Source organism: Bradyrhizobium sp. 172, assembly GCF_023101065.1.
Lineage (GTDB): Bacteria > Pseudomonadota > Alphaproteobacteria > Rhizobiales > Xanthobacteraceae > Bradyrhizobium > Bradyrhizobium canariense_D.
In genome coordinates this window covers 5,301,037-5,313,645 of the sequence record NZ_CP064701.1, presented here as the reverse complement: position 1 = coordinate 5,313,645, position 12,609 = coordinate 5,301,037, and the positions used below count along the sequence as shown (strand labels likewise).

Annotated in this window: 10 protein-coding genes; 4 read left to right on the top strand and 6 right to left on the bottom strand. The window is 64.6% G+C overall.

The genetic code is table 11. The annotated features are described in order from the left end of the window. Window positions 1-295 precede the first annotated feature (295 nt). The gene (locus IVB07_RS40455) at window positions 296-424 is read left to right on the top strand and encodes a hypothetical protein (protein ID WP_018458533.1); all 129 of its coding nucleotides are present in this window, start codon (window positions 296-298) and stop codon (window positions 422-424) included. Between the two features lie 253 nt (window positions 425-677). After that, window positions 678-1,580: a universal stress protein gene (locus tag IVB07_RS25660; RefSeq protein WP_018458534.1), complete on the top strand. Its 903-nt coding sequence runs from the start codon at window positions 678-680 to the stop codon at window positions 1,578-1,580. 81 nt (window positions 1,581-1,661) lie between these two features. Here the strand turns inward: IVB07_RS25660 and IVB07_RS25655 are convergent, their stop codons facing one another. From IVB07_RS25655 to IVB07_RS25640, 4 genes are all read right to left on the bottom strand, one after another. After that, window positions 1,662-1,838: a hypothetical protein gene (locus IVB07_RS25655; RefSeq protein ID WP_018458535.1), complete on the bottom strand. Its 177-nt coding sequence runs from the start codon at window positions 1,836-1,838 to the stop codon at window positions 1,662-1,664. 424 nt (window positions 1,839-2,262) lie between these two features. Beyond that, window positions 2,263-2,847 carry a DUF1254 domain-containing protein gene (locus IVB07_RS25650; protein ID WP_018458536.1) on the bottom strand — a complete coding sequence of 195 codons (585 nt, stop codon included), beginning with the start codon at window positions 2,845-2,847 and terminating at the stop codon, window positions 2,263-2,265. Further along, window positions 2,844-3,422 carry a DUF1214 domain-containing protein gene (locus IVB07_RS25645; protein WP_018458537.1) on the bottom strand — a complete coding sequence of 193 codons (579 nt, stop codon included), beginning with the start codon at window positions 3,420-3,422 and terminating at the stop codon, window positions 2,844-2,846. Before IVB07_RS25645 ends, IVB07_RS25650 begins: the two co-directional genes overlap by 4 nt. An 8-nt stretch (window positions 3,423-3,430) precedes the next feature. Further along, complete coding sequence (locus tag IVB07_RS25640; protein ID WP_085352296.1) at window positions 3,431-5,719, bottom strand: PBP1A family penicillin-binding protein; 2,289 nt, start codon at window positions 5,717-5,719, stop codon at window positions 3,431-3,433. Window positions 5,720-6,014: 295 nt separating this feature from the next. Between IVB07_RS25640 and IVB07_RS25635 the strand changes: the two genes are divergently transcribed. Continuing rightward, a complete protein-coding gene (locus IVB07_RS25635; RefSeq protein ID WP_026233606.1) occupies window positions 6,015-6,530 on the top strand; it encodes a YcgN family cysteine cluster protein in 516 nt (171 codons plus the stop codon). 155 nt (window positions 6,531-6,685) lie between these two features. Further along, window positions 6,686-8,266 carry an MDR family MFS transporter gene (locus tag IVB07_RS25630; protein WP_018458540.1) on the top strand — a complete coding sequence of 527 codons (1,581 nt, stop codon included), beginning with the start codon at window positions 6,686-6,688 and terminating at the stop codon, window positions 8,264-8,266. 6 nt (window positions 8,267-8,272) lie between these two features. Here the strand turns inward: IVB07_RS25630 and IVB07_RS25625 are convergent, their stop codons facing one another. Together IVB07_RS25625 and IVB07_RS25620 are read right to left on the bottom strand one after the other, a co-directional pair. After that, a complete protein-coding gene (locus tag IVB07_RS25625) occupies window positions 8,273-10,774 on the bottom strand; it encodes a GAF domain-containing protein (protein WP_018458541.1) in 2,502 nt (833 codons plus the stop codon). A 114-nt stretch (window positions 10,775-10,888) separates the two neighbouring features. After that, the gene (locus IVB07_RS25620; protein WP_018458542.1) at window positions 10,889-12,523 is read right to left on the bottom strand and encodes a thiamine pyrophosphate-requiring protein; all 1,635 of its coding nucleotides are present in this window, start codon (window positions 12,521-12,523) and stop codon (window positions 10,889-10,891) included. Between the last annotated feature and the right edge of the window lie 86 nt (window positions 12,524-12,609).

The following is a 12,609-nucleotide window of genomic DNA, read 5'->3' as shown; positions in this document are numbered from 1 at the left end:
CTGAGTAGTAGGCGAGTTCGCCGAAGTCTTTGCATGTTGGCCGCCTGATCGGAGGCAATCAGCCCCGAACTCAGTCCATGCCGCGTTCGCGAGGGCTGGAAGCTCGGTGCCCGGCAGAGCGAGCAATGCACATGCCGCTCGCAAGCGAGCCGCACCGCAAACAGAGGCAGTGATGACTACAACGCTACGACGCCGGATTTATAGGACCCAGCTGCAGATCCGCCGGTAACCCGGACGATTCAGATCGTCCGGGATGGTACCTCAACATTTCTGCAACCAAAGCCGGGAGTTTCTCATGTCGGTGTTCTTCGCGCTGCTCGTCCTGACCTCATGGGTCATGTTCATCTGGATTTCAGATCCCGATGGCTTCCGCGAGGCATTCGCTCGCCGCCGAGCGCCAATTCCTCACGATCCTAAAAGGTGACGTTGGGAGGTTCACCTCCGTCACCGCGTACAACAGTTGCTTATGAGCGAGAAAGATATCGTGCGCCGCATGTTCGCGGGGCGCGATGCTTGGTTGCTTCTCGGCTCCAGATCGTCGGTCCAGGCCAAACCGGACGAACGAAGCTGGCAGGCAACAGCGTCATAGGCCCTCCGCAAGGCAACCGAATTGCCGCGCTGGTCGAGCTTGGCAGGCCATCGGGCCGGCGGCCGTTCGCAATTGTAAGGATTCTGACATGAATATCGTCGCTGCGACAGATTTCTCGACGCGGTCCAATCGCGCTTTGCGGCAGGCCGGCCTCCTGGCGCGCTCCCCTGATGCAACTCTGCACCTTGTTCATGTCGTCGACGAGGATCAGCCAGCCGAGCTGATCCGCATCGAAGAGCGTGAGGCACAGCGGGTGCTGGTTGAGCAGATCGCATCCATGCCGGAGCTGCAAAACGTTCAGTGCTACCCGATCGTGGTCAAGGGCCATCCCTTTGACGGGATATTGCGAGCGGCTGCAGCAGCCGACGCGGATCTCGTTGTAATGGGAGCCCATCGTAAGCAGTTTCTGCGCGACATCTTCACAGGCACCACAATCGAGCGTGTAATTCGCGGAGGAAGGTATCCGGTTCTGATGGTGAACAACGAGGCGCAGCGGCGCTATGAACGCGCTCTGGTGCCGGTCGATATGTCGGATACATCCGCCGATGCAATCCGCGTGGGGCTGTCCACCGGACTCTTGACACAGGGCGCAACAACGATCCTTCACGCCTTCTCGCCGATGACGAAAGCGCGATTGGTCCGCTCCGGTGCGAGCGCGGCCGTCATCAGCGGATATGTCGATAGCGAGCGTCTGAAGGCAACGGAGGAGCTGACGAAGTTTCTGGTGGCGAACAAGCTCGGCACGCAACGATGGTCTCTCCAGGTCGGCGAGGGCGGGCCCATGCAGGTCATCACCCGTGCTGTTTCGGAGAGGCAGCCTGACATGCTGGTGATGGGGACGCACGGGCGATCTGGATTGGTTCGGGCCTTGATCGGGAGCGTAACGGAAGAAGTCCTGCGTTCGTTGAGTGTGGACGTTCTCGTTGTTCCTCCCGCCGGCTCTGAACGCACAATGTCAAATCCGCTGATCGGCACCGACCCGAAGGCGTGACGCGTACCGCGGCTCATCGCTCGCCGGCGAACCCTTCTTTCCGCGAGACCACGGCTCCCGCTCTGTCGGCTGATCGATAGACTAGCGGCGCCGTCGTTCGCTGTCGCGCGCAGCCGGCTTTGCTGCTTGTGGTTTGGTTGAGCCCCGCGTGATCTTCAGCGGATCGCTGGCCGGAAAGGTTTGCTGCAATTGCCGGTCCAATTCCTCGTCGAGTTCCCGCTTCTCCCGCTGCTTCGATGTTTCGTCATGCTTTGGCATTGCTCAATCTCCGCGTTTAGCACTTGGTGACCGGCCGTCCGTGATCGGGAACAGTTGACGCCAAACCGAGCGGAATTGAGGATTTGGAATCAGCACGGATCTTGAAGTAACAGACCGGTGCTCGGGACATCAGCGTCGCTAGTCCCGCCCGCACGGGGGACAATAGTGTTTCTCGATCATGGCACCTGCGCTCCGGCATGAAAAAACCCGCGGCGGATTGCTCCGCGCGGGTGAACTTTCGATGATGCCATTCTGCCAGTGTTTTGCCCGACGTGTCAAAGCTGAACAGCACGACGGGCAGGGATGTATCGGTTCGGCAAACGCCTAGTTGGTGCAATCAAAATGGCTAATGATTTCAATACCCCCGCTACTGTGCATGGGGTTGTTTTTCGTTTTTTTGTTTTTGCGCCGCCGAAGCCGCACCTCAGCGCCGTCCGCGCGGTGCTTCCGCCTTGGCCGGCGGCTCGGTCTGCGGTCCGCAGCTCGCGGCAGCGAGGGTTGACTGCGCTTGCGGCATCAGGCCGGGCTCGGGGGCGAGCGCCTTCATCACGATCAGGCCGGTGGTGCTGGGGGAATCGATGATCAGGCGGTCGGCGGCGGTGATCTCTTCGTCTTCGGGCAGCTCGTTGTGCTGCGGCTCGGTCATCAGGTCGAGCTCGATCACCTTCTTGCCGGCCGAGCGGTCGTTGATGGCGTAGTAGGCGATCTCGTTGCGGGTGTAGAACGACACCGACGTGTAGGCCTGGCTGACGGGGACCGTCAGCTTGATCGGCCCGTTCGACAGATCGTAGCGGCAGATCGCGAGCGCAAAGGCCGGGTCCATGAACGGCATCGGCGAGGTCTGCGGATCGGCGAGCGGAAGCTGCGTGACGGCGTTGAGTTTCGTCATCGGCGTCAGCCGCGAATAGGCGTCCTGGGTCGCGATCCGCGGCAACGCCAGCACGCTGACGAGATGGACCACGAGGCCCAGCACCACGCCGGCAACGATGGTGAACAACAGCCGGATCATGAGCAGCCCGCCGTCGTGATCGTGGGCATCGGCGCGTCGCGCTGGGTGCGCGTGGCAACGCCGACCGGGGTGTCGTAGAGCCGCAGCATCAGCGTGTAGCGTTCGATGCCGCCAGTCGGCAGCCAGTTGCCGGCGCGCGAGCGCGAGGCGATGCGGATCTCGAACGAGCCGTCGGACTGCCGCACGATCTCCTGGCTGGTGAAGCCGTAGCGCTGCAGCGAATTGGGAACGAGATGACCCTTGCGGTCATAGAGCGTCAGCGTCCAGAACCGTGCCGGCGGTGTCACGCCGGAGACCACGACGTCGCAGCGGCCGTCGAGCACCTTCTTCTTGTCGTCGGCGGTGGCGGTGAAGGCGACGCCGTCGCCGGTGCCGATAGGCAGCTCGCCGTTGCGCACGATGGTGGCGCGCGAATAGGGATCGACGTCGGCGGTGCCGGTGCGCGGACGCGCGGTCCAGGGGCCGATGGTCAGCGCGCCGATCTCGGTGCCGCGCGTCGTCGTCATCCAGGTCGCGCCGACGCCCACCACGGTTGCGAGCAGAAGGGCCGTCAATGTGATCAGGATCAGCCGCACTTGTTCGGTCAGTTCTTGCGCGGGGCGGATGCGTTCGCATTCTCTTCCGCATAGTTCTGCGGGAAGGCGAGCGCGCTCGTGGACGATGCCGGTTTGGCTTGCTTGGGGTCGGTGGCGGCCGCTTTGGCCGCGGTCCTGGCCGCGTCATCCAGCAGCTTCTCGACGCGCACCAAAACGTCGGCGCCGCGCTTGGTCAATACGGGCGGCGGACCGGGCTTGGTCTCCAGCACCTTCGGCGCCGCATTGGCCTGTGCGTTGGTGATCCGCTCGGGCGGCAGCTTCTGGCCCATGCCGATACCGGCGATCTCCCGGACCTCGACGCCCTGATGCGCCGCGAGCATGATGTCGTGCCAGGTCTGCGCCGGCAGCGAGCCGCCGGTCATGCGGTTGGTCGGCGAATAGTCGTCATTGCCGTACCAGACCGCGCAGGTGAAATTGCCGGTGTAGCCGACGAACCAGGCGTCGCGATACGCATTCGTCGTGCCGGTCTTGCCCGCGGTCGGAATGCCGTCGAGGGCTGCGCGGCGCGCGGTGCCTTCGCTGACGACGTGGCTCATCATGCCGGCCATGTCGGCGGCTACGGAGGCGGGAATCGCCTGGCGCGGCTTCGGCCCGTCGCGGTCCCAGCGCCAGACCGGATCGCCCGCGCCGGTGCGCACTTCCAGCACGGAATGCGGCGTCACTGCCTTGCCGCGGTTGGGGAAAGTCGCGTACGCCACCGCGTGCTCGAGCACGGTGACTTCGTCCGAGCCGATCGGCAGCGACGGCGTGTCGGGCAGCGGTGCCTTGAGGCCGAAGCGGCGCGCGACCTCGACGATCTTGGCGCGGCCGATCTTGGCCGGGTTCGGCGCCTTCGGCTGCTCCTTCTGGCCGATCGCGATCGACAGCTTGACGGGTACAACGTTGATCGAGCGCGTGATCGCCTGCGTCAGTGTCACCGCGCCGGAATAGGAATGGCCATAGTTCTGCGGGCACCAATTGCCGATGCAGACCGGGCCGTCGACCACGATCGAATTCGGCGTGAAGCCGTTGAGGAGCGCGGTGGTGTAGACGTAAGGCTTGAACGACGAGCCCGGCTGGCGATAGGCGTCGGTGGCGCGGTTGAACTGGCTGGCGCCGTAGTCGCGGCCGCCGACCATGGCGCGGATGCCGCCGTCGAGATCGGAGACGACGGTCGCGGCCTGCGTCGCGTGATAGTCGCGGCCGAACTGGCGCAGCTGGTTCTCGACCGCGTCCTCCGCCGCCTTCTGCACGTTGGTGTCGATCGCGAGCCGGACCACGAAGACGCGCTCAGTGTAGGATTTCGGGAAGGTGTCGACCAGCTTGCGCATCTCGTCGAAGGCGTAGTCGAGATAATAATTCGGCGACGCCTCGTAGCGGCGGTCGACCGCGAAGGCGGGGTTGCGGCGGGCGCCGAACACCTGGCCCTCGGTCATGAAGCCGGCGTCGACGAGATTGTCGAGAACGACATTGGCGCGGGCGCGGGCGGCGGGCAGGTTGATGTGGGGCGCGTATTTGGTCGGCGCCTTGAACAGGCCGGCGAGCATCGCGGCTTCGGCGAGCGTCACGTCACGTGCCGACTTGTTGAAGTAGAAATGCGCGGCGCCGTCGACGCCGAAGGTGCCGCCGCCCATATAGGCGCGGTCGAGATACAGTTTGAGGATCTCGTTCTTGGTCAGGCGCCATTCCAGCCAGACCGCGAGGAAGGCTTCGTTGACCTTGCGCTCGATGGTGCGCTCGTTGCTCAGGAACAGGTTCTTGGCGAGCTGCTGGGTGATCGAAGAGCCGCCCTGGCGGACGCCGCCGGCCTGGGCGTTGGTGACGAGCGCGCGCGCGGTGCCGGCGATGTCGATGCCGAAATGCTCGTAGAAGCGGCGGTCCTCGGTCGCGAGCGTCGCCTTGATCAGCACGTCCGGAAAATCTTCCAACGGGATCGAATCGTTGTGCTTGATGCCGCGGCTGCCGATCGGGTTGCCGTAGCGGTCGAGGAAGGTCACCGCGAGGTCGGACTTCTTCAGCCAGTCCTCGTCCGCGGTCTCGCGGAAGGCGGGGATGGCCAGGGTCAGCATCACAACCAGGCCGCCGAGGCCCAGCGTCGCGGCCTCCGACAGCGGCTCGATGAACACCCAGCGCTTCCAACGCCCGACATAGAAGCGGTCCATGAAGGTCGAGTAGCGCTCGTAGAGCTCGCGGATGCCCTTGGCCGAGGAGAACAGCGAGGAGTCGATGCGCGCATCGAGGTCCAGGAAGAAATTCCGGATCCGGGCCTTCCAATGCGGTGGTATGATCTGGCGCACCTAGAACCCTTGCGGCTTGGTTCGAAAGCGTTCAAGCACCCGGCCGGGGGCGGCATCGAGACGTCTTGCGGGAGTGTTGCGGCAAACCCAAGGCGCCCGGCCAGCGACGGTGGGGACTCGCTGTTCCTTCTAGCCGAGCAGGGCCTATAAACCAATGGTCACGCTTGCGATTTTGAACAACAGGCCTAATTGACCCCGGTTCATTACGGGCCTCACGCGGGCGTTGCTTGCAGCCCCACGGCCGCACGCCCTAGATGGCACCAACCGTAGCTCTTTCGAACTTTTGTTGAGGCGCATGACCGCAGCTCCCAAACGACCTTCAGGCCAGGAAGGATTCTTCTGGAAAACCAAGACGTTGGAAGAGATGTCGGGGCCCGAATGGGAGAGCCTGTGCGACGGCTGCGGCCGCTGCTGCCTGAACAAGCTCGAGGAAGATGGCACCGGCGACATCTATTTCACCCATGTCGGCTGCAAGCTGCTCGATGGGGTGACCTGCGGCTGCAAGGACTACGCGAATCGTTCCGACAAGGTTCCGGACTGCGTCCGCCTGACCCCGGCCAATGTCCGCACCCTGAACTGGCTGCCGCCGAGCTGCGGCTACAAGCTTGTTGCGGAAGGCCGCGACCTCTATTGGTGGCATCCCCTGGTGTCAGGCGATCCCGACACCGTGCATGACGCGGGCGTCTCCGTACGCGGACGGGTCGAAGGCAGCGAGGTCGAGATTCCGGACGATGAGCTCGAGAACCACATCGTGCAGTGGCCGGCGCAGCTGCCAAAACGGGCGCGCCTGAAGCGACGTCCGAAGGACTGATCCGCCGCACCAGGTAGATCACGTCCTCGCGATGGCCGTGGGGTGGGATGCTCCCATGCGCCGCGGTGCCTGCCTGAGAAGAACTTTGCTGTCTACATTGACTGCATAGAACGAATCCTTCGCGGTGTTGCGCCGCCTCATGGCTTCCGGTCGAGATGAACAAGTTCGAGCGGCAGAGCAGTTCTGCCGACACCCAGACATTGCCCGACGACATCGCCGAGGAATTGTCGCGCCTTCCGAGCGAGGTCTTGAGCGTCGATGACGCTCCTTCGCTCGCGCCGCCGGCGCCGCTGTCGCAGGACGAGGTCCGCACCATCGTCATCAGCCTGATGTTGACGATGTTCCTGGCCGCACTGGACCAGACCATCGTCGCCACCGCGCTGCCGACCATCGGACGCCAGTTCCACGACGTCTCCAATCTCTCCTGGGTCATCACCGCCTATCTGCTCGCCTCGACCGCGGTCGCGCCGGTTTTCGGCACGCTCAGCGACATCTACGGGCGCCGTGTGATGATCATCATCTCGCTCAGCCTGTTCGTCGCGGGCTCGGTGCTGTGCGCGATCGCTCCGAACCTGCCGATGCTGATTCTTGCACGCGGTCTCCAGGGACTGGGTGGCGGCGGCATCATGCCGGTGGTGCAGACCGTGATCTCCGACGTCGTGAGCCCACGCGAGCGCGGCCAGTATCAAGCCTATTTCTCCAGCGTCTGGATGGTCGGCGGCATTCTCGGCCCGGTCATCGGCGGCGTGTTCGCCGAGCATCTGCACTGGTCGATGATCTTCTGGATCAATGTGCCGCTCGCGGCGGCGGCGATCGCGTTGCTGCTGCCCAGGATGAAGAAGATTCCGGTGTTCCACCGCAAGCGCAAGGTCGACTGGATCGGCGGCGTGCTGCTGATGGCCTCTGCCGTCGTCTTCATGCTGGTGCTGACCTGGGGGGGCACGCGCTTCCCGTGGCTCTCGCCCACCGTGCTTGCGATGGTGGGCGGCGCTGTAGCGCTCGCGGTCACCTTCGTGTGGCACGCGCGCCGGGCGGAAGAGCCGTTCCTGCCGCTGCCGCTGCTCGGAGGATCGGTTGTGCCGTTCGGGCTGACGGCCGGCGGTTGCGCGCTCGGTGCGATCACGGGCCTCACGGTGCAGCTGCCGCTCTATTACGAGGCGGTCTATCACCTCAGCGCCAGCGAAGCGGGCCTCGCGCTGATTCCGCTCGCGGCGGTCTCGACCTGCGGCGCGGCCATCGCTGGTCGCACCATGGCGCGGGCCAAGCACTACAAGCGGGTCGCCATCGTAGGAACGTCCTGGGCAGCGCTGTGCGGCCTCGGCCTCACGTTGACGACGTTGCCGCTCTGGGCGCTGCTGACGCTGATGGCTGCGTTTGCGCTTGGCCTCGGCACCACCTTTCCGGTCTGCGTCGTCTCGGTGCAGAATTCGGTCGCCCGTCCGCAGGTCGGCACCATCACGGGCGCGTTGAACTTCTTCCGCTCGCTTATGTCCTCGTTCACGGTTGCGGCGTTCGCGGCCATCCTGCTCATCGCGCTCGGTGCCGACGTTCCGCTCGCCGGCGAGCATCACGGCGCCGTCAATGCGATCCCCGCGGACGACATGCGGCATGCGTTCCGCTACGTCTTCGGCGCCGCCACCGCGCTGATGGCTGGCGCCGCGCTCTGCCTGATCATGATGGAGGAGCGGCCGCTGGCCGGTCCGTCCACGACGCAACCCGTCGAGATGGCGGAATAAGAACCGCTAGCCGCGGCGTCCGTCCGGAAAGCTGCTGCTTCGCGGCAATCGAATCGTGAACTCGGTGAACGCGCCGGGCTCCGTCGCGACGTCGATTGTGCCGCCGTGCTGCTTCACCACGATATCGTGGCTCATCGACAATCCGAGGCCGGTGCCTTCGCCGGCCGGCTTGGTGGTGAAGAACGGATCGAACATCTTTTCCTTCACCTCGTGCGGAATGCCGGTGCCATTGTCGCGGATGCGGATCTCGATACTGTCGCCCCGGTCGCGTGTCGCGGCGATCACTACCGGCTCGTAATCGGCGGCGCCGTCATCCGACTTGCGCTTGGCGACCGCGTGGAAGCCATTCGAGATTAGGTTCAGCAGCACCCGGGTGATCTCCTGCGGAAACACTTCCGCTTGTCCGGCCGCCGGATCGAGCTCGCGCTTCAGCGTCACGTCGAACTGTGGCTTCTCGGCGCGGGCGCCGTGATAGGCGAGGTTGAGGCTCTCCTCGACCAGTGCGTTGATGTCGCTCAGCCGATGCTCGCCGCCGCCCTCGCGGGAATGCAGCAGCATGTTCTTGACGATGGAGTCGGCGCGCCTGCCATGCTGCACGATCTTCGCGAGATTGTCCTTCAACAGTCCGGTCAGCTCGTCGACCTCGCTACGAACGTCGTCCGCGAGCGGGACAGGCGCGAGCGCCGCGTTCAGCTCGTCCGTCAGCTCGGCGGAGAGCGATGCAAAGTTGTTGACGAAGTTGAGCGGGTTCTTGATCTCGTGCGCGATGCCGGCGGTGAGCTGGCCGAGCGAAGCCAGCTTCTCGGTCTGGACCAGCCGGTCCTGGGCAGCGCGCAAATCGTCGAGCGATTTGGCGAGGTCCCGGGTGCGGTCCTGCACCTCGTTGAACAGGCGCGTGTTCTCGATGGCGATCACGGCCTGGTCTGCAAAGGTCTTGAGCAGGGCGATCGCCTTGTCCGGGAAAGGACCGGCCTCCGGCCGCGTCACGCCGATGGTGCCGATCGCGACGCCGTCGCGTAGCATCGGGATCACGAGGATGCTGCGATAGCCTCGCGTCCGCGCCAGCTCTCTCATGGCGTCCGTGAGGTCGGGCTCGTTCTGCATGTCGCTGCGGAATGCGAACTCTCCGCTTCTTGCCACCCGGCTGTGAATGCCGGATGCCGACAGCGGCACCGGGAACGAATTGAGCAGCTCTTCATTGCCGGCTTCGTTGTCGGTGCTGAAGGCGGCCAGGTGCAGCAGGTCGTCGATGACGCGCGTGACGGTGGAGGAATGTCCGCCGACCAGGGACTTGGCGCTGTCGGAGATCGCCTGGAACACCGGCGTCACATCCGCGGGCGAGGCCGCGATCACCTTGAGGATGTCGGCGGTCGCGGTCTGCCGTTCCAGCGCTTCCCTCGTGGTGTTGAACAGGCTGACATTCTTGATCGCAATCACCGCCTGGTCAGCGAAGGTCTGCAATAGCCGCACGTGATGCTCGCCGAACGCGCCGGTCGCGCGCCGCGTGGCGATGATGACGCCGATCGCCGCGCCGTCGCTCATCAAGGGCGCGAACAGCATGCTGCGGTAGCCCCGGGCGCGCGCGATGTCGCGGGCTGCGGGTTCGACTTCGGTGTCGGGCAATTGCGCCGCCACACCATTGGCCACGAGCCGGTAGGGCGGGAACTGCGCGAATGGCACCGGGAACGAGGCCTGCAGCACGCGATCGCCGGCCGGATCGGTCGGCGTGAACGCCGCAAGGTGCGCCGCGCCCCCAATGTAGCGCAGCACCGCGGTGGAGAAGCCGCCGATCAGCCGGTTGGCATTGGCCGCGATGGCGTCGAACACCGGCTGTACGTCGGACGGCGAGGCGGCCATCACTTTCAGAATGTCGGCGGTGGCGGTCTGACGCTCCAGCGTCTCGCGTGTCTCGTTGAACAGGCGCGCATTCTCGATCGCGATCACTGCCTGATCGGCGAAGGTCTGGAGCAGCTGGACGTGGTCGGCTGCGAACGCGCCGGGCTCGGCGCGCGTGACGCTGATCATGCCGACTGGCGTCGCCCGATTCATCAGGGGCATGAACAGCACGCTGCGGAAGCCGCGCAGCCGCGCAAGGTTCCGATTCAGCTCCGGGACCTCCGCGGCTTCGCTATCGGGAAACTGGATCGTCTCGCCGCCACGCACCAGCGCAAAGGTCGGAAAGTCGGCAATCTTGCGCGGGAACGACGCCTTGAGCCCTTCGTCCGCCTCGGGGCTCGTTGGTGTAAACGCCACGAGGTGGAGCTCGTCCTCGATGAACTGAAGCACGGTGGCGGAGAAGCCGCCGAGCAAGCGCCGGGAGCTGGACGCGATCGCCTCGAAGACCGGCCGGGCATCGGACGGAGAGGCCGCGATGGTGCGCAGAATCCCGGCGCTGGCGTTCTGACGATCGCGCGCAATCGCGAGCTCGCTGCGAAGCTGCGCGTTCTCGGCTGTGGCCGCCTGCAACAGGCGTTTAAATTCCGCGATGTCGTTGGAAGGGGCGGTCATTCGCAATCCGGCTTGATGCCGCGACAAGCGCGGCACCGAGGCGGATTATCACATCTCCTGCGGCCGGAGCCAGCCTCCGCGACAGCGAGTTTTGCTGCCGGAATCCGGCCCGCTTCACGTGCCCGGCCGCGACACCTCGGTCTCCTTGCTGGTGATGAACTCCAGCAGCACGGGAACGCCTTCCTGCGTCTTCTGGATGCCGCGCCTGATCGCGGGGGTGATGTCCTCAGGTCTCGTCACCCGCTCTCCATAGCCGCCGAAGGCGCGCGCCATCGCGGCGTAGTCTCCGGAAATGTCGGTCGAGCGATATTTCTCGGTCGAGACCGGCATCACCTTCAATTCGATCGCCATTGAAAAATTGTTCAGCAGGATCGACATGATCGGGATGCGCTCGCGCACCGCGGTCTCGAAATCCATGCCGGTGAAGCCGATCGCGGCGTCGCCCCAGACATTGATGCAGAGCTTGTCAGGCTTTGCGAGCTTTGCGCCCATGGCCAGCCCAAGGCCGTAGCCGAGTTGCGTCGTCTTGCCCCAGCCAAGATAGGTGAGGGGCTCGACCGACTTCCAGAACGGCGAAAGCTGGTCGCGGGGGCTGCCGGCATCGTGGGTGATGATGGTGTTGCGGATGTCGACGGTATGTTGCAGGTCCCACAGCACGCGATAGGGGCTCAAGGGCGCATCATTGCTGGTGAGCTTCGGCATCCATTTCGCCAGCCACTCCTTGTGCGAAGCCGCGATCTCGGCTGCCACCGCCGACGCGTCGCGATCCGCGCTGACGGTCTTGCCGATCTCCTCCAGCAGCGCGTCGAGCACAAGCCCGGCATCGCCGACGAGGCCAATCCTGGCTTCCACGTCCTTGTTGAGATGGTTCGGATCGAGTGTGGAGTGGATGATGGTTTTGTCTTTGGGCATCGCGATGCCGAAGCTTGTTTCAGTGAAGGAGCAGCCGATGCCGAAAATGAGGTCGGCCTCAGCCAGAAACTTCGGCACGGCGCGCGGCACCGCAAGGCCGCCGGAGCCGAGCGAGAGCGGATGCGTTTCCGGGAAGGACGATTTGCCCCCAAGGCTGGTCGTGACGGGAATGGCGAGCCGTTCGGCCAGCCGCTTCAGTTGTGGCCACGCCTGGGCGTAATGCACGCCCTGGCCGGCATAGATCGCCGCGCGCTTGGCGTTGACGAGCAGGTCGGCCGCCTCCTTCATATGAATGGGATCCGCGCCGTAGCGGGTGCGCAGCACAGGCGTGTAGTTCAGCGGCTCCGGCACCTCCTCGTTCCACATGTCCGCAGGGATCTCGACGATCACAGGGCCGCCGCGGCCGTTCTTCAGCTTGGTAAAGGCGCGGCGAAAAATGTTGGCGACTTCCGCGGCCAGGATGATCGGCTCCGACGATTTCGAAAACGCCTTCATCGCCTCGCTGGAATTGAAGTTCGGCTCGATATGCGCAAGCCTGCGCTGATAGCCCATTGGCAGCACCAGTACGGGAACGGATTCGCCGTAGCATTGCGCAACGCCGCCCATCGCATTCTCCGCACCGGGGCCATGCTGCATGCAGAACGCGCCGATCGAGCGTCCCGATGTCACCCGCGAGATCGCATCCGCCATGTGGATGCCGACGCGCTCCTGCCGCACCATCACCGGCCGGATATCGGCCTTGGCCGCATGCTCGATCAGATGGTTGACCGGATAGCCGCAGAGGATCCCGATCCCCTCGCGCTTCATGATTTCCGCAATCGCGGTGCCGAGCTTCATGGCGTCTCTCTCCCTGGCGTAGGCCGGTTGCTCCGGCCGATTAGGGGAGAGAGGATCAGGAAATCCGGGGAGGGTAAAGCGCGGAC

Excerpts from the sequence above, each read along its gene's own strand:
- IVB07_RS40455 (WP_018458533.1), top strand. The coding sequence starts at position 296 with ATGTCGGTGTTCTTCGCGCTGCTCGTCCTGACCTCATGGGTCATGTTC.
- IVB07_RS25660 (WP_018458534.1), top strand. The coding sequence starts at position 678 with ATGAATATCGTCGCTGCGACAGATTTCTCGACGCGGTCCAATCGCGCT.
- IVB07_RS25655 (WP_018458535.1), bottom strand. The coding sequence starts at position 1,838 with ATGCCAAAGCATGACGAAACATCGAAGCAGCGGGAGAAGCGGGAACTC.
- IVB07_RS25650 (WP_018458536.1), bottom strand. The coding sequence starts at position 2,847 with ATGATCCGGCTGTTGTTCACCATCGTTGCCGGCGTGGTGCTGGGCCTC.
- IVB07_RS25635 (WP_026233606.1), top strand. The coding sequence starts at position 6,015 with ATGACCGCAGCTCCCAAACGACCTTCAGGCCAGGAAGGATTCTTCTGG.
- IVB07_RS25630 (WP_018458540.1), top strand. The coding sequence starts at position 6,686 with ATGAACAAGTTCGAGCGGCAGAGCAGTTCTGCCGACACCCAGACATTG.
- IVB07_RS25625 (WP_018458541.1), bottom strand. The coding sequence starts at position 10,774 with ATGACCGCCCCTTCCAACGACATCGCGGAATTTAAACGCCTGTTGCAG.
- IVB07_RS25620 (WP_018458542.1), bottom strand. The coding sequence starts at position 12,523 with ATGAAGCTCGGCACCGCGATTGCGGAAATCATGAAGCGCGAGGGGATC.